Here is a 19673-nt window from a genome sequence, read left to right on the forward strand (position 1 = left end):
CCTTTCCCCACGAATAATTTCTGCATTTGAAATACCAGCTGTGGACCTGGCCCGGAACGCTACGCGGCTTCCTGGTTTCCTTCTTTTGTGTACGCCGCTCGAAGCAGGCGGGCTGCTTTGCCGGGACCACCGTGCCGGAGGACCTTGAATGTCCGGCCCTGCACTTTGTGGTAGGCGATGAAGAACTCATCGATTTCTTTCAAAAACGTCCGGTTCAGGTCACGAAGTTCCCGAACATCCGAATGGGTATACGATTCTTCGGCTACAGCAATGAGACGGTCGTTCCTGTTTGTCTCGCCTTTCTCGGTCTGTTCGCCTTCGATTACGCCGATGAGTCTGCTTTCTACCCGGCATCCAGGAAAAGCCGGGGCATCCATAAGCAGAAGTACATCGATCGGATCGCCATCGTCCGCTTTCGTGCCAGGTATAAAGCCGAAATCATTGGGAAATATCATCCCTTCCGGCAGGACTCTGGACAGTTCTATCGCTCCGCTTTCGGGATCGAATGCGTACTTGTTTCGACTGCCCTTAGGTGTTTCAACGATGACCGTTACCTTCATGCGATTCTCCTTTCACGCGCATCGGGCCTCGGGCCGCGCAAAACCGGTCAGGTATGCGCCTCGTCCCAGGCGCTTAACTGCTCGTCGAAAAACCGGGTGATGACCTTGTCGTTTATGGCGTCACGCAGATGCATCAAGGCGTCGCGGGCGCCCGCGGGATTTTTCAACTTTTCGTTTACTTCCATGAGCAGTATCCATCCCTCGAGCAGATCGGGATTTGCCGCCACTGCTTCTGCTGCGGTGCGGGCTGCTTCGGCGTATCGGCCCTGGCTGCACTGGATCTTCGCTACGTAGTAGTGAGCAAGGCTCAGGTGCGGATCGTCCTTAAGAACCCTGGACAACAGTTTCATCGCGCCACCATAGTCCGCCTGCTCGGCCATGGCAATGGCGATATTGATATTGATGACAGGGTCAGTATCGTCGACGTTCTGCGCTCGCCGCAGGAACGCCAAAGCCGCATCCGGGCGGTTAAGGAGAACGAAGGTCCCTCCCAGGTCGGTGACCGCCTCGACATATGCCGGATACATCCGGATGGCGGTGCCGTATTCGATCAATGCCTTATCGAGTTGGCCCTCTCGATGGAATTGAACAGCTCGCAAATAAGCGTCTCTGGCTGCACCAGGAACCTTTTGCTGTAGGCGCTTGGCCGGCACCGACTATACCGGCATAAATCGCGGTTCATTGCGAAAAGAGTGAAGAACAGCGACGCGGTAATCGGTCTCTTTGGTTCCGGGTTTGAAAGTCAGATCCACTCGCAATGGAATGTAAAGCGGAGAATAGCTAGCTAGTCGCCGGAAGTCTACGCCGGTGGGGAATATCGGCGCTATAAGCGAAATCCGAAAAGCGCTATCAGGCCGGGACCTACATATCTCATATGAGGGATACAAGAAGAAGAACCCCGTACAAGCAGGAAGCGAAGAATCAGCAATCCGGCTGACGCTCCGGAATACGGCACGGCCGACGCATATGGTCCCGGGCTGCACCGATTGTCTGCATGGAGTCATTCACACGCCGTATAGCGGCGGGAGCGATGCTGCCCAGGGCAATTGATCGCGCATGAGCACCGATCATAACTGGACCATGAGTGCGACCCCGACCGCGACTACGCCGGCAACAATCCACACGACATAATCTCCGACAACGCCGGAGTGCAGTGATCGGAGGCCATTCACCATCGCCTGAACGGGAGAAGCCGCGAGTGATCGGCGGAATCCCCTGAACCGTCCGGCCAAAGCAAACCAGCCCAGGGCAGCGGCAATCAGCGCACTGCTGCACGATCGAATGATGGTCGCAACCTCGATATCCGCGGACGTCGACGTCTGGACAGGAGTTGGCGTTCCTTCAAGCACCCGTGAGGCATATGCGCCGGAGTCCTGCAGCGTTGCCGCATATCGCAAAATGCCGTCACGAAACGACCGGGGAACTCCGATACAAAGCGCGATCGCCAGAAGGGCAAGAGCCGGAATCGTCATGACAGGGGAAACAGGCCCGCGCTTCTCCGAGTCGTCATGAGACTCGGATGAAGGCAACGGCCGGCCCCTCCCGATACCCAGAAAGATCCGCATCCCGCTGCGAAGGACAGCTCCTCCCGTCAAAATTCCCGCCAGCATGATGACGGCAGGCGCCCAGCCGTAGCCGGACCTTTTTGCGGCGTCCTCCAGCATTGCCGTCCCAAAGAACGTCGCGAATGGCGGCAGTCCTGCAAGCGCGAGCCCGCCGCCTGCAAAAATCAGGCCGGCTGCCCATGAATGACAACGGCCCTTCAGCGCGACTTCATCGACGGTTCTGAACTGATGCACTAAGATACCGGCACCCATGAAAAGAGCGGCCTTCACCAGTGAATGGCCGGCCAGGTACGTCCAGACACCACTCATCGCCTGCGGCGTCATCATGCCGATTCCCATCAAAAGGATGCCCATATGACTGATTGTCGAGAACGCCAGGAGGCGCTTCAGGTGATGTTGGGCGAAACACATCACGCCGCCAACCACCGCGGTTGCAGTTCCAAAAAGGATGAACAACCACTGCAGCGCCGGTGTCGAATCCGGCAATGCCCGGGAAAACACCGTCCAATAGAACCGGACGACGGCATACAAACCAAGTTCGACCATGACGCCGGAAAACAAAACACACACGGGAGTCGGAGCAACCGCGTGCGCATCGGAGAGCCACAGGTGAAACGGGACGACGGCGCCTTTGATCAGGAATCCGGATGTGATCAATGCAAAGGCGATCAGGGTCAATGCGTCGCGCGATGCGCCCAGGGTGCGTCCGATCTGCGCGAGGTTGAGTGCTCCGGTGCGCGCATAGATCAACGCGATACCGTCCAGGACCAGGAACGCGCCGATCGTATTCGTGACCGCGAAATTCGCGGCGCCCTGAAGCGCTTCACGCTCCTCCGTCTTATACGCGCACAACGCAAAAGCGGAAGCGCTCATCAGCTCAAAGAACACGAACATGTTGAAGGCATCGCCCGTCAGGCAGAATCCGGACATTGCGGCAAGGAAAACCAGCATCAGGACATGGAACAACGTGCCGGCACGATCGAAGTACTTGCAGGAAAAGATCAGCGCGGCAACCGTCAGACCTCCGCACAGTGTTGCCAGACCGGCGCCAATCGGATCCACTGCAAAGCAGATCCCAATGGCAATACCGTTTCGGGGCTGCCAGTTACCAAGCCAATAAACGATGGTCTGGTGGCGGGAAGCAGAAAGAATGATTCCGGAAAACACGGTGCTCGAACCGGCCGCGATCAGCGCGATGCCGTCGGCTGCCCGGGAGTTGCAAATCGCCCTCAACGCCGCGAGAAGGACGGCCGCAAACAGCGGAACGATTACTGGAAGCGTGACAAGCCTTAGATCCACACCTCACCATCTTAAAAAGCGGATTTTGTCGGGGTCCAGCGAGCCGGCCCGCTGATGGATCTGCATCGCCAGGGCGAGCAGCAGCGCCATCACCACGGCTTCAACGACAATATCGGTCAACATCAGCGCCTGAACAATCGGATCCACCGCCGGCGTGTCCGGAGAGATGTTGGCGTATATCGGCGATGTCGCGCCGCTCCGATATCCGATCGTGACGAGAAGTACATAAGTCGAGGACTGCAGCACGGCGATGCACATGATCAGGTGCACATAATTCCTGCTGGTGACGATACCGTAGAGACCCACGATGAAGAGCCATGCGGCAATGCCATATGGCCAGTGTGTAGCGATCATTTGCCCCTCCTCTTCGTTTTCAATCGGAGCTCGAGCGTCTCTTCCAGAAACGAAATGAGCAGAAGCACAAAACCGCCCGCTACCGCCATCCCCGTCGCGAGGCTGATCAGCGGTATGGTGCCCCCGGAGTAAACCTTCGGGTCGGCCGGGCCGAGGGGAACAACGTTTTCAAGAAAGGATTTGCCCCAGATCAGGCCTGCCACGCCAATCAGGATGTAACCGCCGACGCCGGCCGATTCCGCAAGTTCGCCAAGCATTGCAGGCGCGACTTTCTTGAATATTTCCAGATCGCCGGCAACATAGACCAGCAGTGGAACCGTCGCAAGAACGACTCCTCCCTGGAATCCTCCGCCCGGGGTGAGTTGCCCATGAGTCACGACGTAAATTCCAAACAGAACCGCGGGCGCTGCAAGCGCAAGACTCAGGAGCCGGACGGCATCGCTCGGTTCCGGAACTTTCCGGGCGCCCTCATCCTGTTCGCTCTCATTCGTGTCTTTGATCTCGTCGGGCCGCTGGCGCAACAGAAGAGTCGCGCCGATAACAGATACAAAAAGGATGGATTCTTCGCCAAGAGTGTCGAACCCGCGATAATCGAAATTCACGGCAGAAACGACGCCGGTGGTGTGCCGTTCTTTGACGGTGATGGCATTCAGGACATCGCCATACGGACCTCTATAATGTCCGATGGCAGGTATTCCCTCCATTGCGGCCAGAAGCAGGATCAAAAACGCTGCGGCCAGAGGAAGGAATAAAAAGATTCGAACCCGCCGGCTCATTCCCGATCCCGCCGGAATTTGGCGAGCGTGAGCATCACCATGAGAGGCAGCGCGACCGCGCCGATCGCAATTTGAGAAAGAGCAACGTCCGGGGCCTGAAACACAAAGAACATCAGGGCAAGGATCAACCCATAAAAGCTGAGCCCGATCACTTGATCGACCGGACGCCGCGTCAACACGACGGCGGTTCCGCCGATACCCGCCAGAATCAGAACGAGTGTTTGCAGCCCATCCATGTTTTGTCTGTTCTCAGCCGGCCTGTTTACGATCGTCTTTTTCCTGCACTGCCCAATGGCCCGACGCCCGGATCCGCGCCGCACGCGCGGTTGCATGAGTCAACACGGGATTGGTGATGAAAAGGATGAGGGCGCAAAGAATCGCCTTCACTGTGGCCTGGGAGGAACCTTCCTCCAATACGATGGCAGCGGCAATCAGACCGACACTCAAGGTAGAAGGCGGCGCGAGATAGTGCAGTTTCTCATTGACGCCCGGCATCACTAAGACTCCGATGCAGCTGAACAGCGCGATGACCACACCGCCGTATATGAGGATGTGAATTATCCATTCCATCACATCCAGCGCTCCAGGAAACGCGCAAACACCATTCCGCCGCCGAATGAGAGCAGCGCCATCATCAGAGCCAGATCGAACAGAAAGCTGCGGTGGTACCCCTCGGCAAGCAGCATCATGATTACTACAGCTAAAACCGTTCCGCACTCCAGGCCCACCAGACGGCTGGCGGCATCCTTCGTGAACGCCACAATCCCGCAGGGGACGAATCCCAGCATCAACAGGAATGCGGTAATGAGCCAGACATTGTTCATTTCGCACCCAGCCGTTTCGCCATTTCAGGCACATCCGATGGCGCGAGCTGGTGCACCAGCATCGAATCTTTTTCCTGGTCGATTCCGATAACAATGGAATTCGGAGGCATCGTCATAAAACCCAACGCGAGGGCACGGCGGGCCGACGAACGCGCGGAGTGTCCACCGGCATCAAACGCGATGGAACGGAGCACACTGTCAGGTTCCTTTTGCAATACGAGCCGCCGGATCAGGACTCTGAACACGACCGCTGTATCTTGAACGATATATCCCGGCAAACGCCAGACCTCCAGAAGCCATCCCGGCCGGGGACTGAACCGGGCGAGCCGCCGCCGGATCGCCGCGTCTCCTGTCGCAGCCAGTGCCGCCGCGGCAATTCCGATAACAACCTCCGCCATTTCAGTTTTGGCAACGAAGGCGAACCAAAGTGCCAGCATCACCAGAAACTGTACCGGCCAGGTCCGCACATACGTTTGCAGAAAACCTCGCATGATATGACAGCAACCAAGGCTTGCAATTGCTCTGCCAACGTAGAGGTCACAACAGCAGTGGCAGATCAATCCTCGAGGAGCAGTGGTCTGACAATGGGCCTGACAAGACTCACCGAACGGAATTCCGGTACCGCCCGGGCACTTCCTGCAAATCGCGGTCGCTCACGCCAGACGGCTCCAGCACAGCCATTCGCGACGAATCTGCGGATGGTAGATTTTTCCGGGACAGCCGCACGCCGCCGGCGAAAAGCGTTATAAACTTTGCCCATGATTGTCGATAGGCATCTGGCCTTGCGCTGGGTCGTCCGGCTACGGCATGGATTGATCGTGGGCGAGATCGCCCTGATCGCCGGTTTGTCGTACGGACTCCGAATTCCGATGCCGTTGGTATGGCTGGGGCCGGCTCTTGCCGTTCAAGCCTTGAGCAACTGGCTGCTCAACCTTGAGAAAGGGCGCCTTAACTGGAATGCGGAACATATGGTCGGCGGACTATTCGTGCTGGATACCTTCTGCCTGACGCTGATTCTCGCATTGAGTGGCGGTCCGGCGAATCCCTTCAGTCTCCTGTACCTCGTTCAGATTACCTTTTCCGCTGTGGTGCTGCGCGAGTGGTGGACGCGCGGGCTCGGTATCATTTCAACGCTCTGCTTCGGACTGCTGTTTCTGGTGTCACGGGACGTGCCGGCTTTCCATCAGCACACGGAGCCGGGCGTGGTTTCGGTTCATCTGCTCGGGATGTGGGTGGCGTTTGCGAGCGCCGCCTTGCTCATCAGCTTTTTCGTCGGCCGGCTGTCGGCCGAAATCCTGTTGATGCAGAAGCGCCTGGCCCGGAACGAACGGCTGGCATCGCTTGTAACGCTGGCTGCCGGAGCTGCCCACGAGATTGCAACTCCGCTTTCAACGATTGCCGTGACCGCAAAAGAAATGGAGCACGACGCGGGGGTTCGTCTTTCCGATCAGCGAATGCAGGAGGATGCGCGCCTGATCCGCTCTCAAGTGGAACGCTGCCGGTTGATTCTCGAGCGCATGGGCGCGCAAGGCGCGGATCCGTTTGGAGAGTCGCCCCGGGTCATCGGTTTGGAACAATTGCTCATGCAGGTGCGAGAGAACTTTCCGGACGAGCGCTCGCGCATTTGTATCGAGACGGATTCCCGAAGCGCGGCGAATTGTATGATCCCGGTTCGCGCCGCGGTCGAGGCATTGTCCGCTCTCGTGAAGAACGCCCTGGACGCCAGCCCGAACGGCCATGCGGTAAAGTTACGAGCCATGCGCCATGCTCCCGAGAGCGTGCGTTTTCTGATTCGTGATGAAGGTATCGGAATGAGCGCCGAGATCATGGAGCGCGTTGCAGAACCGTTCTTTACGACCAAGGCGCCGGGGAAGGGGATGGGACTCGGCGCATTTCTGGCCCACCTCTTTGCCCAGACTCTGGGCGGAAATTTATCGTTCGAATCGGCGCCCGGGCGCGGGTGTACGGCGATTCTCGAACTTCCGGATATGACCGATGCGCGATCCTGATTTAACAGTTCTCGTGGTCGACGACGATCCAACCTTTCGGAATCGCCTGTGCCGTGCGTTTCGCGATCGGGATTGCGAGGCCTACGAGGCGGAGACGGCACAAGCGACGCTGGACGTTGCACGCAGCGTAAGCCCCGATCTTGTTCTGCTGGATCTGAAAATGCCTGGGCTGAGCGGGCTCGATCTGATTCAAGACATCAAGAAGGTCGATTCCACGATTGCCGTTATCATTCTCACCGGTTACGGAAGTATTCCCACCGCAATGCAGGCCTTGAAGCTCGGCGCCGATCACTACCTGGGCAAACCTGCCGATGCGGAGCAGATTCTGGCCGCTTATCAGGACCTGGCATCCGGTTCAGCGCGGAAGCCGGCGCCGACAACGGTTCCGTCGCTCGCAAGGGTGGAGTGGGAACACATCCAGCGCGTGCTTTCAGATTGTTCCGGAAATATCAGCCAGGCAGCGAAGCTGCTAGGGATCCATCGCCGCTCGCTGCAGCGGAAATTGTCGAAGTATCCGCCGGCGCAGTAGGATTTCATGAGGAGGAAGGGAATGAAGAGATCTGTTGTCTTGATCGCTACGATTCTATGTCTGGCGGCTGGTCTGGCCTTTGGCCAGCAGGGCGGCAAGGACGGAAAAAAGGAGTTTCCTTTTAAAGGGAAGGTCGAGAAGGTCGATCCCAATGCCAAGACGATTTTAGTGAATAACGAGAGCATCCCGGGCTGGATGAGTTCGATGTCGATGACCTACACCGTCGACAAGCCGGCAGTCTTGAAGAGTGTGAAACCCGGTGACCAGGTGACGGCCAAAGTACATGAAGGGGATTTTAAAGTCCTCTATGACCTGAAAGTCGTTCCGCCAAAGAAATAAAAAAACCACATGGTGCGTGAGCGACCCCCTGCCGCCGCTTCGCGGCGGCTGTCCCCCTGTATCAGGGGGACAGTAGAACATGGCAAAGCACCATGTTGATCGCGCTCACGCTGCTGGACTTCCAGGGACGACCGGTTGAATGTTCGGCGTGCCCGAGCCCACCAGTTTCAGCTTCGGCGGCTTTTCGAGTGCGGTCAGCAGTTCGCGGATAATCTGGTCATCGACTTCGGCGGACTTCTCCAGTTCCAGCGGATAGCGGATCACCACTTCCAGTCCGGTCTGCGTTAAGCGCAGGCGGCTCTTCGGCTGCGGAAGGTCCAGACCCATCGTGAAGGCCTGTTCCATGCGCCTGTGCTGCTCCTCCATCTTGCCTTTATAAGTGGTATATACATGTTCCACGGCGCCGAGCATGCGCTCCTCGGCAAGGTGGTAATCACTATCGGGTGAGAGAATAAGAGTCACTTCGTGCCATCCGAAGTTGGTTCCCGGGATTTGCTTGAAGAAGCTGGCGGTGGGCTGAAACACGATGGAGTTGGAGAACACCACCACGCGGCCGGTCGGCTGGCGGTCATTTCCCGGGCCCGCCAGTTCCATCATGTGCATCCGGATCATGCCGATATCGACGACCGTTCCGGTGACTCCGGAAATCTGAACGCGGTCCCCGACACGAACCCCATATTTGCCGACCAGAAAGAAGTATCCGGCAATCGCCAGGATCACATTCTGCAGGGCCACGGCGATTCCAGCCGTAATCAAACCGGCAAACGTTGCAAGAGACCCGATCTCCGTTGCCAGCGCAAAAGCAATCGTGATTGCTATGGCAATCCAGACCACAATCCGGCGTATCAGCAGGAACTGGTACCGCCGGCGCATATCACGGACGTATTTCAACGTCGCCTTCCGCCAGATTTCCGCGAGAATAAATACGACCGCGAGCGCCAAGGCAAGGCCGATGGCACGGCCGGCAAGCTTTTGAAGCTCGGTGGAGTATTCACTCTGGACGCTCGCTTTCCATCGCTCGAGCGTTCCCTTGTAAACGCTAAACAGCAGGCGCTGCCGGCCGAGCGGCACGACGAGGCTCGAGATGGCCTGAAAATGAGCGGTCAGCCCATCAAGATCTTTTTTCTGCTGTTCGAGCTGTACAGGACCCGACGTGTCCGCGGCCTTGGCGAGTTCCTCTCCGCGCTGGGCTGTCGTGATCAGATTCCTGGTAAATGGATTCCTGAGTTGTTGCGCCAAGCTGGCAAGCGCATCTGTCGACTGGTCGGCCCGGCCGAGCGCGCGCATCTTGCTCGCCAAACTGAACAGACTGGTGACGAGATCGAGGATGCCGGCTGGAGTTTGAGTGCGGGGCGCGGTCTGAGCGGCCGGAGCCTGAGGCGCAGCCGCAGTGCTCTGCGGTCCTGCGGGTTTGGCCGTTTCGGCCGCCAGTTCGGGTACAGTTTGCTGCAATTGCGCGATCTGCGTCTCGAGACTCGTTCCCGAAGTTCCAGATGCCGCCACGAACTGGATAATGCTGCGGAATGTATCCCCGCGTGTCTTTGCCAGATTGATCTCGCTTTGCAGTTCGTCGACCGTCGCTTGCAGTTGCCGCTGTCGTGCTCCTTCCGCGGTTTGCAGCTTGGCCCTTGTCTGATCCAGTTCCTGCTGGGTGTTTTTGACTTCGTCTTCGGCAGCGGCCGCTGCCTTCGTGAGACCCGAGTATCCCGCCACCTCGCTACTTTGTTGATCCGAAGCGGTGGAAGGCGACTGCTTGGACAGCAATGCCGCCTGGGCCTTCGCGAAATCAAAGGACAGTTTCAAAATCTGCAGAGCCACTGTCCGTTCGTCGTTCAGATATGTGGTGTCTACCGCCGTGGTTGCGAGCGCTTCTTCGTCGTGAAGTTGCTGGTACCAGCTGATGCTTTCTTTTACGTAATTCAGTGTCTGGTCGGCAGTGGGGAGGTTCGGCGCCGGGGTCGATTGCTGCAGGAACACGGCCAATAGACAGAGAGAAACGAATGAGCGCATAACGATCACAACACAATCGGCGCGACGCCCAGCTGCTCGCCGACCAGCCGGCCGATCAGCTGGTTCAGGCTCTCGCCGGTTGCAGGGAGAACGAATGCGTCACCGCCCCAGTTGAGCTTGAAGCTTGTGGACTGGGCAGAAATCCAGATCTGCCGCGTCGGAGCCTGCGGGCTGATCACGATCTTTCCCGGCTCCGGGGCCTCGATCTCGATTGACAGGACGCCGTTCTGGAGCAGGATCTCCGCGTCATAGTTTTCTGCCACCACATCCAGCGCCCGGTTCAATCGGTTGAATACATCCTCGCAGCGCGACCGAAATTCAGCTTCAGTTAGACCCATGACCGCTATTATAGGAGGGGAATAAGTGAAGAATGAATCCCTTTGAATTGACCCGGCGGTTGATCGAGATTCCATCCGTCACCGGCTCAGAGCGGGAGATTGGGGAATTTCTTTCCTCTCACCTGGCCTCGCTCGGTTATCGCGTCGAACGGCAGGCCGTTACCGCCGGCCGCTTCAACGTGTTCGCCTTTGCCGGCGAGGGCCACGTTATGTTCTGCACGCACATCGACACTGTTCCTCCTGCGACCATCCCATTCCGCGAAGACGCCGATCATCTTTACGGCCGCGGCGCCTGCGACACGAAAGGCATCATTGCCGCGATGCTCGAGGCGGGCGGCCGGCTCCGGCGCGATGGCATCACCAACTTCGGTTATCTGTTTCTCGTCGGCGAGGAAACCGACAGTATCGGAGCAAAGACTGCCAACACGCTGAAGTGGAATTCGGAATTCGTCATCGTCGGTGAACCGACGCAGAATAAACTCGCGCGGGCTCAAAAGGGAATGTTGATGGTCAGCCTCACTGCCGCGGGCCGGGCCTGCCACTCCGGTTATCCCGAGCATGGCGAATCCGCGATCAGGAAATTAATCACGGTCATTCAGGCCTGCGAGTCCGCCGACTGGGGAAACGATTCGACCCTCGGCAAGGGATCTTTTAACACCGGAGTCTTCCAGGGCGGACAGGCGGCGAATATCGTGCCGCCCTCGGCGTCCGCATCCGTCATGATCCGCACGGTGGAACCACGCGCTCAAGTTGAAGAGAAGATGCGGCGGATCGTGGGGAATTCCGCTACTATGGAAATCGTCGGCGCATCGGATCCCTTGATATTGCACGTCGTGGACGGTTTTGAAACCACTGTCGTATCGTTCGGCAGCGACGCGCCGCATCTGCCGGATACCGGCAAGCGGCTGTTGATCGGTCCGGGTTCGATCCTCGACGCGCATACCGCGGGCGAGAAAATCAGCAAGCGTGAGTTGATTGACGGCGTCGGACTGTATGAGCGGCTCGTTCGAACACTCTTGATGTAGAAACATGAAAATTGCACTCTTCGGCTACGGCAAAATGGGCCGCGAAATCGAGTCTGTTGCGCGCGAACAGGGCGAGACCATCGCGGAGGTCTTCGACGAGTTCCGCCTCGTGGAGGCTGGACCGCTTGCCGGCGTCGACATGTGCATCGATTTCTCGATGCCCGACGCCGTTCTCGGCAATATCCGCGCGGCAATTCAGGCGAAACGCGACATTGTCGTCGGGACGACCGGCTGGGATAAACATCTGCCCGAGATCCGGGACGCTGTGAAAGATTCGGGGTTGCTGTATGCGTCGAATTTTTCGCTGGGCGTGAATCTGTTCTTCAGAATGGTGAAACATGCCGCCGGCTTGATGAACCGGGCAGCCGAGTACGATCCCTACGTGCATGAGATTCATCATAAGGACAAAGTCGACAGCCCCAGCGGCACCGCGCTCACGATCGCGCGGATCCTGGTAGACGGCATCGACCGGAAGAAAGAGATTCTGACGCGGCCCCCGGATGGAAGCATCAAACCCGGGATGCTCCACGTTTCTTCGACCCGCGCCGGCGCCGTTGCCGGGACGCATACGGTGGCTTTCGATTCCGCCGCCGACTCGATCGAACTGAAGCACACGGCCAAGTCCCGCCGCGGCTTTGCGCTCGGCGCGCTGGCCGCAGCCCGCTGGCTGCGCGGGCGAAAAGGCGTCTACACAATGGATGATGTGGAATTGTAGTCGCGGGTTTCAGCCCGCCTGAGGAGAGCTATGACAAAGAAGTCATTTCAGGGAACCGGCACGGCGATGATTACGCCATTCAAGGCGGATGGCAGCATCGATGAGAAAGCCCTCCGGCGTTTCGTCGATTTTCAAATCGACGGCGGTGTGGACATGCTGCTGCCTTGCGGCACAACGGGCGAGGGCGCGACGCTCGACGAAAGCGAAACCGATCGCGTTATGCAGATCGTTATCGAGCAGGCAAAGCACCGGGTGCCGGTGATCGCCGGGGCGGGCAGCAATTCCACCGCAAAAGCCGTTCAAATGACCAAACGCGCCAGGAAGATCGGCGCCGACGGTGTGCTCTCCGTCGGTCCTTATTACAACAAGCCGACGCAGCAGGGCTACTACGAACACTTCAAGGCAATCGCTGAAGCCGAGAACATGCCCGTGATTGTGTACAACGTGCCCGGCCGCACCGGAGGGAACATCGAAGCGAAGACGATGCTCCGCCTGGCCTCCGAGATCCCGAACATCGTTGCCGTGAAGGAAGCTTCCGGGAACATCGGTCAGATGATGGATATCATCCGCGAGGCTCCGCGGGATTTCCGCGTCCTGTGCGGCGACGACGCGATGGCGCTGCCGCTGATTGCCGTCGGCGGCGCCGGAATCGTCTCCGTGGTCTCGAACGAAGCTCCCTCGATGATGAGCGCAATGATCGACGCGGCTCTCGATGGCCATACCGGGAAAGCCAGGGACCTGCATTACAAGCTGCTGCCGTTGATGAATATCAACTTCATCGAGTCGAATCCGATTCCGGTGAAGGCGGCGCTCGCGATGATGGGCTTGATCGAGGAGAATTACCGCCTGCCGCTGGTACCCATCACGCCGGCGAATCGTGAAAAGCTGGCGAAGGTGGTCGAGGAGATCGGATTACTCCAACCTGCGGGTAAATGAAGGAAGGGTCGAGAGAAACCCCCGGAACGCCCTGCGGATTCCATTGCGCGCCGTCCGGATTCCGGTTCGCGGCCCGCAACCTTTGATAATGCTTAGCAATCCATTTTGGCATCCGGCCTGCATTAAGGCGGGCGGAGGCTGAAGAAGCCAAAGAGTTTTGTACCACAATTAAGCCGGCTCGATAACAGGCGTACCTAATTTGCAACCCGCCTGTCTGAATCCAGTCGTATGAACCCTAAACCCCTAATCGAGCGTCTGGAGCCGGCTCCCCGCCTTTCTGCAACATTCGTCGTCTTCTGCTACAATTAACTCATTAACGTAATAATTTGGTATTTACTCTGAGGACACCATGCCGCATCCGTCTGATCGTCCTGTTTCCCAACGTACAGAATTCATCCGCAAGATCGTCGGCGATTATTTCGCTCGATTGGGCAAAACCCGCGAGGAATCCGAGCAAAAGGCATTCCATCTGAAGCGCGATCAGGGCCGGGAGCCTCCACTGCGAAGTCGTCGAATTTCATAGGATTTCCGATTTCACATTTCCAAAAGAATAGTGCGCAAATCGATATTAGTGCTTATCGCCCTGTCTTTTCTTCCACTGCGGGCGTTTTCTCAGGCTGCGGCTCCGGCCGGCTGGAACGATCCGTTTCCGCCTCACAAGATCATGGATAACTTTTACTACGTGGGGACCAAGGAACTGGGGTCCTTCCTGATCGTCACACCTCAGGGTTTGATCCTGATGAACAGCGACTATGAAGCCTCTGTTCCGGTAATTCGCAAGAACGTGGAAGATCTCGGCTTCAAGTTCACCGACATCAAAATCCTGATTGCCGGTCATGCCCACCCGGATCACGTCGAAGGAGATGCGATGGTCAAGCAGTTGACGGGTGCGCAGGTGATTGTCGGACGCGTCGATGCGCCGAAGACGGCGGAGTTTCGGCCGGGAGGGAAGACGCATCCGATCGATCGGCTGATCGATGACGGCGAAACCGTCACATTCGGCGGAACCACACTGACGGCTCATATGATGCCCGGCCACACGAAGGGGTGCCTCGCCTGGACGATGGATCTGAAGGAGAACGGCAAAACCTATCACGGGTTTGTCGAGTGCAGCCTGAATGGCCGCTTCCTCCAAGTCCTGGACAACTACCCGGGCATGCTGGACGATTTCCGGGCCACCTATAAGAAAGCCCGCACGTTTCCGGTCGACGTCTGGGTCAGCTCGCATGCGTCCTTCTATAACATGGCTGAAAAGTATGCGAAGCTGCAGAAGCGAGGTCCGGGAGATCCGAATCCCTTTATCGACCCGCAGGGATACCTGGCTCACGTCGATGAGTATGAGAAGAGCTTCGAAGCGGCGGCCGCGGCGCCGCCTCAGCGAGGCCAGGGCAGAGGCAACCGGGGGCAGCGGTAGAGGGGGGAAATAAATTGCATCATTGAATCATTTCGACGTTTTTTCATTTCTTCAATTGAAGCAATGAAGAAACGTCGAAATGATTCAATGATGCACTGTTCTCATTGTCTTTTTGTGCTTCTTGTGTTCCTTCCCCTTTTCTTTACCCCCGCACAAATTCCATAGGTTTGCCGGATCGCGACGACAGCGCTGAGGCAATCGACAGCGCGACGTTCCGATCCAGGCGGAACGTCACTGTCTGTTTCTGATTCGCGGTTTCCGAGAAGGTGATGCTCAGGAGGTCGCCGCCGGGCCTGCTGTCGTTATATTTCATTTCCGTGATCCACAAGTAGGGCAGTGTCCAATGCGAATCGCCGTAGCGGAAAACCATCGTGGCGGCATCGCCGGCGGACAGAACCCCCGCTGAGCCGGCCGGAATGCCTTGCGACTCTCCGCTCACGAACACGGCCTCACGTTCGAGATCCTCGGCCGAACTGGTGTCCGCGGCCTCGGTCTTCGGCGCTTCGAAGTACATGACGATGACGGAAGTCCGCGACAGAGGATCGAGGTCCCCAGTCACATCAAACTTCCATTGGCGCGCAGCTTTCACGGCAACCTCTGCCAGCATCGGCGGGCCGTCGATCACGCTGATGCTTCGGACGGAGCCATCGGGATCGAGTCCGCTTTGCAGAATGACCTCGCCACCCGACATGCCCCCCGCCGGATAACCGGGATCCACGATTTTCACCGGGACAGGGGACTGTATCTGCTGCTTCGCTTCAGGCCGCGGTATGTTGAACGCGGATCGCGAGTCGGGGAGATCCAGGCGTGGCTTGTACAGGAACGTCGCGTTCACGTGCACCGCATTCCGGGACGTCTGTATGAAACGCCAATCGTTGAAGGCCAGCCGCGATCGTTCAATGAAAGGAATGCCGCCTTGAATCGTCGAGTCATTGACGACGCGGCCGTCGGAGTTCACTTCGAGATCGAACACGGCCAGTCCCACCTCCGTGATGCGGGCGGGGGCCGGCTCTTTCGATGCCGTTTCCAGCTGAAGGTATGTCTCGTTCAACGGCATGAACGTGAAGGCAAAGCCGGCGGCGCCTGCAAACACAGCCGTCAGGAAGTTCACTTTTCACCACCTTTTTGTTGCGGCGGTTGTTCGCCCAACGTGACGTTGATCTGCTGCTGCCGGCCGCCGCGGAAAATCGTCAGCGCCACGGAAGATCCCGGGGACATCTCCGATACGGTGAGTTGCAGGTCGCGATTGTCTGTAACAGGCTTAGCGTTCATCCCGGTGATGATGTCGCCTCTCTGCAAGCCCGCCCGCTCGGCCGGGCTTCCCGGCTCAACTTCGCCGACAAGCGCGCCGTTGCCGCCGCTATATGTGAATTGCTTCGCAAGCTCGGGAGTGACCGCCTGCACCGTGACGCCGAGGTAGCCGCGGATCACCTTCCCGGACTTCGAAATCTGCTCCATGACAAAGCGCGCCATATTCGATGGCACGGCGAAACCGATGCCCAGGTTTCCGCCGGTCGGGCTCAGAATGGCTGTGTTGACGCCGATCAATTCACCGCGCGTATTGATCAGTGCGCCGCCTGAATTGCCCGGATTGATCGCGGCGTCGGTCTGAATAAAATCCTCTTCGTTCTCGATGCCGAGATTGCCCCGGCTCGTCGCGCTGACGATACCCATCGTCACGGTGCGTCCGATTCCGAATGGGTCGCCGATCGCGAGCGCGATGTCGCCGACCTGCACTTCCGACGAATCGGCCAGGGGAAGCGGCGTCAGTCCGTGCCGGTCGAGCTTGACGACAGCAAGATCCGTGCGCGAGTCGGTGCCGATGATGCGGGCAGGAATCTGGCTTTCATTGTCGAAAGAGACTTCGATGTCGCTGGCGTTTTCCACCACATGATTGTTCGTCAGGATGTAGCCGTCGGGGCTGATGACGACCCCCGAGCCCAGGCTATGTTCTTTCTGCTCGCGCGGAATGGATCCGAAAAAGTGACGGAAGAATGGGTCTTCCAGAAAAGGCGCCAGTTGCTGAGTCGGGACCACTCGCGAGGAAGAAATGTTGACTACCGACGGGGTCACCTTCTTCACGACCGGCGCGAAAGATCCGCTAAACGGGATGCCCATGTCAGGCCCCGAAGCGGCTGCGACGGTAAAAAACGGCTGTGCACTTTGCTTTCCGCGGTGCAAGCCGACCCCCGCACTGATGATCACGATAAAGATAAGCACCAATAACAGCAACCAGATCGGAGCAACCACGTGTCTGCGCATGACGGAGCCTCCACTCCGAAATGTGCAAGATCAACTCCGAAACGCGAATGAGCCGCAGATGACGCAGATGACGCAGATGGGGCAGAAACCTTATTGCCGGTCGTAAACGAGCGTCTGAGGCGAATTGTCCACCGTCACGGTCAGCGTCCTTCCATCCTTTGAAACGATCTTCTGTCCACGCGAAGTGATCCTGCCATTCGCTTTGTCGATCCAGTCTGTGGTGTCGTCGTCAACGATGGTTTCGGAGTACATCCGCGGTGTCTGCCTGCCGGCCGCTATCCAGTCGGCGAGGATTGCATCGCTAAATTCCGGGTAATCCTTTCCATCGCTCTTCGCGGTGAATTGCAGATAGTGGTACCCGCCTTGCGGGTCCTGGGTGACCAGCAGGCCAACCAGGAATCCATCGGGGCGCAGTCTGTATTGCCGTATTTCCAGTGCACCGGCGCGGGCCGGCGGCAGGTGCGACTTCCCGGCATTCAGCTTCCAGACGCCGGCAATTCGCGGCGTCCGTCCTGCAGGTGCCTGTACGACCGGCAACGCGAGCGCCACGTGCAGTATTGCGGACGCGATGATGCCGCAGAATGTGAGCAAACTGACGGAATTCATCCTTACCTCCGGTGTTGTTCGGATCGCTTGATCTGACGACCATTCTCGGCCGCTCCGGGGCCGTAGTCCACGAAAATGCGTCTGGCAGAAAATACATCTACTCTGGAGTATAAGAATGCTTACACGGCGGCGGCAGGAATGGTTGCGTTCAGGAGGGGACAGCTTACGGAAGCCGAGAAGTATTTCCGGGCCTCGCTGCAATTGAACCCGAAGGATGCCGGCGCGCTTTCCGGCCTGGCCAACGCATATGCAATCGTCAGCCGGTTCAAAACCGCGTGGGAAATTCGCCTGCAGGCCTATGCAGCAATGCCGACCGACCCTGTATTGATGGCGAACCATGCCGAGACGTTACGGGGTGAAGCGAGGATTCAAGCTCTCGAGCAGGTTCTGGCAATTTACGATCCTTCGACACCGGAAGCCCGCTCTCTCCGCTTCCGCATCGCGATACTGCGCGCGTTGGGAGATAAAACGCCGGGACGGCTGGCCAGTGCATATGCGCCCGCTCAGCTGAAGTCAATGACGATTCAAAACGGCGTGAAACAGAAAAGAGGCGTCGGCCTGCGGGTTCAAGGAAACCGTCACGCTGGTGCTGGATACGGGAGCATCCGGCATCGCTGTTTCGCCGGAGGCTATCGCCAAGACGGGATTGCAGGCGCTCGGCAACGAAAGCACAGACGTGCGAGGCATCGGGGATACAGAAGTGTCGCAGCGCGAGTACCTCGCTTCAAAAGTTCGGATCGGGTCCGTTGAATTCGAGGACTACCCGGTTTCCGTGTTCACGACCCCAAAGACTCTGACATCGATGGACTGATCGGCGCCGACGTGTTCCGCGATTTTATGGTGTCCATTGATTTCGCTTTGGGCCAGATCTCTCTCTCAACAGACAGATGTTTGGGGAGGGCCACTCCCCGCCTGAGTTAGCTGAGTTAGGCGCGTGGCCGCGTCATCGCCCCAGCCCTCGTTACGCGAGGGCATCCCCGCCTAACTCAGTCCCAGGACATTGTCGCGAGACGACAAAGTGCTTGGACGCGTCCCAGGACATTGTCGCGAGGCGACAAAGTGCTTGGACGCGTCCCAGGACATTGTCGCGAGACGACAAAGTGCTTGGACGCGTCCCAGGACATTGTCGCGGGACGACAAAGTGCTTGGACGCGTCCCAGGACATTGTCGCGGGACGACAAAGTGCTTGGGCGCGTCCCAGGACATTGTCGCGAGACGACAAAGTGCTTGGACGCGTCCCAGGACATTGTCGCGAGACGACAAAGTGCTTGGGCGCGTCCCAGGACATTGTCGCGAGACGACAAAGTGCTTGGACGCGTCCCAGGACTTTATCGTGGCGCGACAAAGTGATTGGCCCCTTCTAGCTTCCAAAGTCGCCTCGTTAGGTATATTTAACAGTCACTTACGGATTTCGGAAAAATCTTTGCCACCTGTGACAAACAGGGGGGTCCGAAACGTTGTACCTGATGAAGGGCAGATGAGCACCGAAATGGATGGAGAGGAAACAAAGGATGGCCGTGGCGGACGAACAACCGAGGACCTGTTCGTCGAGCACTACGATTTCATGTTTCGCGCGGCCCGGAAATCTCTCAGGAAGACGGAAGATGCCCAGGATGTGATTCAGAGCTTGTACTTAAAGCTCATCGATTCCAAGCTTCCGCCGGATGTCTGGAGGGACCCGAAGGGCTACCTCTACAGGACGCGTGTCATGACTGGAGACGGGCGCGGAAAAGCCGCAGGGAAAACCGGGGAGTCGAGCAGCTCGAAATCCGGGAGCCCCGCAGCGAGCACGCGAACCAAACGAGCCCCAACTGGCCTTCAGCATCACGGCGGAAGGCAAATGCATGCTGAGTTCAGTGAAAACCGGGGCCAGGCGCCTGGTCGAAGCGCTCGCGGATTTTGAATAGCTAAAAAAAGTTTGAGGGGCTGTGACAAACAGGGGGTTCCCAAACGTTGTACCTGATGAGGAAGCAAATACGGAAGAAAGGAGGTAAAAAGCCATGACAAAACAAGTACGTGTGAAACTGGCCTACGCCGGCATCGCTGATATGCAAGTTGCGACTCAGGGGATCGCCGTCGTGGACGGAATGACGAACAACACGAAGTTGCCGA

General features: G+C 57.9%; 23 protein-coding genes. 9 read left to right on the top strand and 14 right to left on the bottom strand.

What is annotated here, in order from left to right:
- Positions 1-59: 59 nt before the first annotated feature.
- The 9 genes from VGK48_12455 to VGK48_12495 all read right to left on the bottom strand — a co-directional run bounded on the left by VGK48_12455 (position 60) and on the right by VGK48_12495 (position 5869).
- On the bottom strand, positions 60-560 hold the full coding sequence (locus VGK48_12455) for an inorganic diphosphatase (protein HEY2381982.1): 501 nt from the start codon (positions 558-560) through the stop codon (positions 60-62).
- Between the two features lie 47 nt (positions 561-607).
- A complete protein-coding gene (locus tag VGK48_12460) occupies positions 608-1159 on the bottom strand; it encodes a tetratricopeptide repeat protein (protein HEY2381983.1) in 552 nt (183 codons plus the stop codon).
- Between the two features lie 468 nt (positions 1160-1627).
- Positions 1628-3424 carry a proton-conducting transporter membrane subunit gene (locus VGK48_12465; GenBank protein ID HEY2381984.1) on the bottom strand — a complete coding sequence of 599 codons (1797 nt, stop codon included), beginning with the start codon at positions 3422-3424 and terminating at the stop codon, positions 1628-1630.
- A gap of 3 nt (positions 3425-3427) precedes the next feature.
- Positions 3428-3778 carry a cation:proton antiporter subunit C gene (locus tag VGK48_12470; GenBank protein HEY2381985.1) on the bottom strand — a complete coding sequence of 117 codons (351 nt, stop codon included), beginning with the start codon at positions 3776-3778 and terminating at the stop codon, positions 3428-3430.
- Positions 3775-4554, bottom strand: a complete 780-nt coding sequence (locus VGK48_12475; GenBank protein ID HEY2381986.1) for an MnhB domain-containing protein — start codon at positions 4552-4554, stop codon at positions 3775-3777. The genes VGK48_12470 and VGK48_12475 overlap by 4 nt, the downstream gene beginning before the upstream one ends.
- Complete coding sequence (locus VGK48_12480) at positions 4551-4790, bottom strand: DUF4040 domain-containing protein (protein ID HEY2381987.1); 240 nt, start codon at positions 4788-4790, stop codon at positions 4551-4553. Before VGK48_12480 ends, VGK48_12475 begins: the two co-directional genes overlap by 4 nt.
- 13 nt (positions 4791-4803) lie before the next feature.
- Positions 4804-5124: a monovalent cation/H(+) antiporter subunit G gene (locus VGK48_12485; protein ID HEY2381988.1), complete on the bottom strand. Its 321-nt coding sequence runs from the start codon at positions 5122-5124 to the stop codon at positions 4804-4806.
- The gene (locus VGK48_12490) at positions 5124-5378 is read right to left on the bottom strand and encodes a monovalent cation/H+ antiporter complex subunit F (GenBank protein HEY2381989.1); all 255 of its coding nucleotides are present in this window, start codon (positions 5376-5378) and stop codon (positions 5124-5126) included. The genes VGK48_12485 and VGK48_12490 overlap by 1 nt, the downstream gene beginning before the upstream one ends.
- Complete coding sequence (locus VGK48_12495) at positions 5375-5869, bottom strand: hypothetical protein (protein HEY2381990.1); 495 nt, start codon at positions 5867-5869, stop codon at positions 5375-5377. The genes VGK48_12490 and VGK48_12495 overlap by 4 nt, the downstream gene beginning before the upstream one ends.
- 267 nt (positions 5870-6136) lie before the next feature.
- On the opposite strand from VGK48_12495, the gene VGK48_12500 reads away from it, so the two are divergent.
- The 3 genes from VGK48_12500 to VGK48_12510 are packed head-to-tail and all read left to right on the top strand — an operon-like array spanning position 6137 to position 8255.
- Positions 6137-7387: an ATP-binding protein gene (locus tag VGK48_12500; GenBank protein ID HEY2381991.1), complete on the top strand. Its 1251-nt coding sequence runs from the start codon at positions 6137-6139 to the stop codon at positions 7385-7387.
- Positions 7374-7916 carry a response regulator gene (locus VGK48_12505; protein ID HEY2381992.1) on the top strand — a complete coding sequence of 181 codons (543 nt, stop codon included), beginning with the start codon at positions 7374-7376 and terminating at the stop codon, positions 7914-7916. Before VGK48_12500 ends, VGK48_12505 begins: the two co-directional genes overlap by 14 nt.
- Positions 7917-7937: 21 nt before the next feature.
- On the top strand, positions 7938-8255 hold the full coding sequence (locus VGK48_12510) for a copper-binding protein (protein ID HEY2381993.1): 318 nt from the start codon (positions 7938-7940) through the stop codon (positions 8253-8255).
- A gap of 105 nt (positions 8256-8360) precedes the next feature.
- Here VGK48_12510 and VGK48_12515 read toward each other — a convergent pair whose 3' ends face one another.
- Positions 8361-10265 carry a mechanosensitive ion channel domain-containing protein gene (locus VGK48_12515; GenBank protein HEY2381994.1) on the bottom strand — a complete coding sequence of 635 codons (1905 nt, stop codon included), beginning with the start codon at positions 10263-10265 and terminating at the stop codon, positions 8361-8363.
- 5 nt (positions 10266-10270) lie between these two features.
- Positions 10271-10603 (bottom strand): iron donor protein CyaY, encoded by a 333-nt coding sequence (gene cyaY / locus VGK48_12520; protein ID HEY2381995.1) that lies wholly within the window; start codon positions 10601-10603, stop codon positions 10271-10273.
- 32 nt (positions 10604-10635) lie between these two features.
- Here cyaY and VGK48_12525 point away from each other — a divergent pair, with 32 nt between their 5' ends.
- The 4 genes from VGK48_12525 (at position 10636) to bla (ending at position 14693) form a co-directional block, all read left to right on the top strand.
- The gene (locus tag VGK48_12525) at positions 10636-11628 is read left to right on the top strand and encodes a M20/M25/M40 family metallo-hydrolase (GenBank protein ID HEY2381996.1); all 993 of its coding nucleotides are present in this window, start codon (positions 10636-10638) and stop codon (positions 11626-11628) included.
- 4 nt (positions 11629-11632) lie between these two features.
- On the top strand, positions 11633-12343 hold the full coding sequence (gene dapB, locus VGK48_12530; protein ID HEY2381997.1) for a 4-hydroxy-tetrahydrodipicolinate reductase: 711 nt from the start codon (positions 11633-11635) through the stop codon (positions 12341-12343).
- 30 nt (positions 12344-12373) lie between these two features.
- Positions 12374-13279 carry a 4-hydroxy-tetrahydrodipicolinate synthase gene (dapA, locus tag VGK48_12535; protein ID HEY2381998.1) on the top strand — a complete coding sequence of 302 codons (906 nt, stop codon included), beginning with the start codon at positions 12374-12376 and terminating at the stop codon, positions 13277-13279.
- A 553-nt stretch (positions 13280-13832) separates the two neighbouring features.
- The gene (bla, locus tag VGK48_12540) at positions 13833-14693 is read left to right on the top strand and encodes a subclass B3 metallo-beta-lactamase (protein HEY2381999.1); all 861 of its coding nucleotides are present in this window, start codon (positions 13833-13835) and stop codon (positions 14691-14693) included.
- Positions 14694-14835: 142 nt separating this feature from the next.
- Here the strand turns inward: bla and VGK48_12545 are convergent, their stop codons facing one another.
- From VGK48_12545 to VGK48_12555, 3 genes are all read right to left on the bottom strand, one after another.
- Entirely contained in the window at positions 14836-15804 is a 969-nt protein-coding gene (locus tag VGK48_12545) for a hypothetical protein (protein ID HEY2382000.1), read from the bottom strand.
- Entirely contained in the window at positions 15801-16955 is a 1155-nt protein-coding gene (locus VGK48_12550) for a Do family serine endopeptidase (protein ID HEY2382001.1), read from the bottom strand. The genes VGK48_12545 and VGK48_12550 overlap by 4 nt, the downstream gene beginning before the upstream one ends.
- Positions 16956-17045: 90 nt before the next feature.
- Positions 17046-17561, bottom strand: coding sequence for a hypothetical protein (locus VGK48_12555; protein ID HEY2382002.1), 516 nt, complete (start codon positions 17559-17561; stop codon positions 17046-17048).
- 75 nt (positions 17562-17636) lie between these two features.
- On the opposite strand from VGK48_12555, the gene VGK48_12560 reads away from it, so the two are divergent.
- Positions 17637-18311, top strand: coding sequence for a hypothetical protein (locus tag VGK48_12560; GenBank protein HEY2382003.1), 675 nt, complete (start codon positions 17637-17639; stop codon positions 18309-18311).
- Positions 18312-19038: 727 nt separating this feature from the next.
- Positions 19039-19464 carry a hypothetical protein gene (locus VGK48_12565; protein ID HEY2382004.1) on the top strand — a complete coding sequence of 142 codons (426 nt, stop codon included), beginning with the start codon at positions 19039-19041 and terminating at the stop codon, positions 19462-19464.
- Positions 19465-19673: the final 209 nt, after the last annotated feature.

Source organism: Terriglobia bacterium (assembly GCA_036496425.1).
In the GTDB taxonomy this organism is placed as follows: domain Bacteria; phylum Acidobacteriota; class Terriglobia; order 20CM-2-55-15; family 20CM-2-55-15; genus 20CM-2-55-15.

What these genes read in the sequence shown, in the direction of transcription:
- VGK48_12455 (HEY2381982.1), bottom strand. Translation starts at nt 560, where the DNA reads ATGAAGGTAACGGTCATCGTTGAAACACCTAAGGGCAGTCGAAACAAG.
- VGK48_12470 (HEY2381985.1), bottom strand. Translation starts at nt 3,778, where the DNA reads ATGATCGCTACACACTGGCCATATGGCATTGCCGCATGGCTCTTCATC.
- VGK48_12475 (HEY2381986.1), bottom strand. Translation starts at nt 4,554, where the DNA reads ATGAGCCGGCGGGTTCGAATCTTTTTATTCCTTCCTCTGGCCGCAGCG.
- VGK48_12480 (HEY2381987.1), bottom strand. Translation starts at nt 4,790, where the DNA reads ATGGATGGGCTGCAAACACTCGTTCTGATTCTGGCGGGTATCGGCGGA.
- VGK48_12485 (HEY2381988.1), bottom strand. Translation starts at nt 5,124, where the DNA reads ATGGAATGGATAATTCACATCCTCATATACGGCGGTGTGGTCATCGCG.
- VGK48_12490 (HEY2381989.1), bottom strand. Translation starts at nt 5,378, where the DNA reads ATGAACAATGTCTGGCTCATTACCGCATTCCTGTTGATGCTGGGATTC.
- VGK48_12495 (HEY2381990.1), bottom strand. Translation starts at nt 5,869, where the DNA reads ATGCGAGGTTTTCTGCAAACGTATGTGCGGACCTGGCCGGTACAGTTT.
- VGK48_12500 (HEY2381991.1), top strand. Translation starts at nt 6,137, where the DNA reads ATGATTGTCGATAGGCATCTGGCCTTGCGCTGGGTCGTCCGGCTACGG.
- VGK48_12505 (HEY2381992.1), top strand. Translation starts at nt 7,374, where the DNA reads ATGCGCGATCCTGATTTAACAGTTCTCGTGGTCGACGACGATCCAACC.
- VGK48_12510 (HEY2381993.1), top strand. Translation starts at nt 7,938, where the DNA reads ATGAAGAGATCTGTTGTCTTGATCGCTACGATTCTATGTCTGGCGGCT.
- VGK48_12515 (HEY2381994.1), bottom strand. Translation starts at nt 10,265, where the DNA reads ATGCGCTCATTCGTTTCTCTCTGTCTATTGGCCGTGTTCCTGCAGCAA.
- cyaY (HEY2381995.1), bottom strand. Translation starts at nt 10,603, where the DNA reads ATGGGTCTAACTGAAGCTGAATTTCGGTCGCGCTGCGAGGATGTATTC.
- VGK48_12525 (HEY2381996.1), top strand. Translation starts at nt 10,636, where the DNA reads ATGAATCCCTTTGAATTGACCCGGCGGTTGATCGAGATTCCATCCGTC.
- dapB (HEY2381997.1), top strand. Translation starts at nt 11,633, where the DNA reads ATGAAAATTGCACTCTTCGGCTACGGCAAAATGGGCCGCGAAATCGAG.
- dapA (HEY2381998.1), top strand. Translation starts at nt 12,374, where the DNA reads ATGACAAAGAAGTCATTTCAGGGAACCGGCACGGCGATGATTACGCCA.
- VGK48_12550 (HEY2382001.1), bottom strand. Translation starts at nt 16,955, where the DNA reads ATGCGCAGACACGTGGTTGCTCCGATCTGGTTGCTGTTATTGGTGCTT.
- VGK48_12555 (HEY2382002.1), bottom strand. Translation starts at nt 17,561, where the DNA reads ATGAATTCCGTCAGTTTGCTCACATTCTGCGGCATCATCGCGTCCGCA.
- VGK48_12560 (HEY2382003.1), top strand. Translation starts at nt 17,637, where the DNA reads ATGCGTCTGGCAGAAAATACATCTACTCTGGAGTATAAGAATGCTTAC.
- VGK48_12565 (HEY2382004.1), top strand. Translation starts at nt 19,039, where the DNA reads ATGAGCACCGAAATGGATGGAGAGGAAACAAAGGATGGCCGTGGCGGA.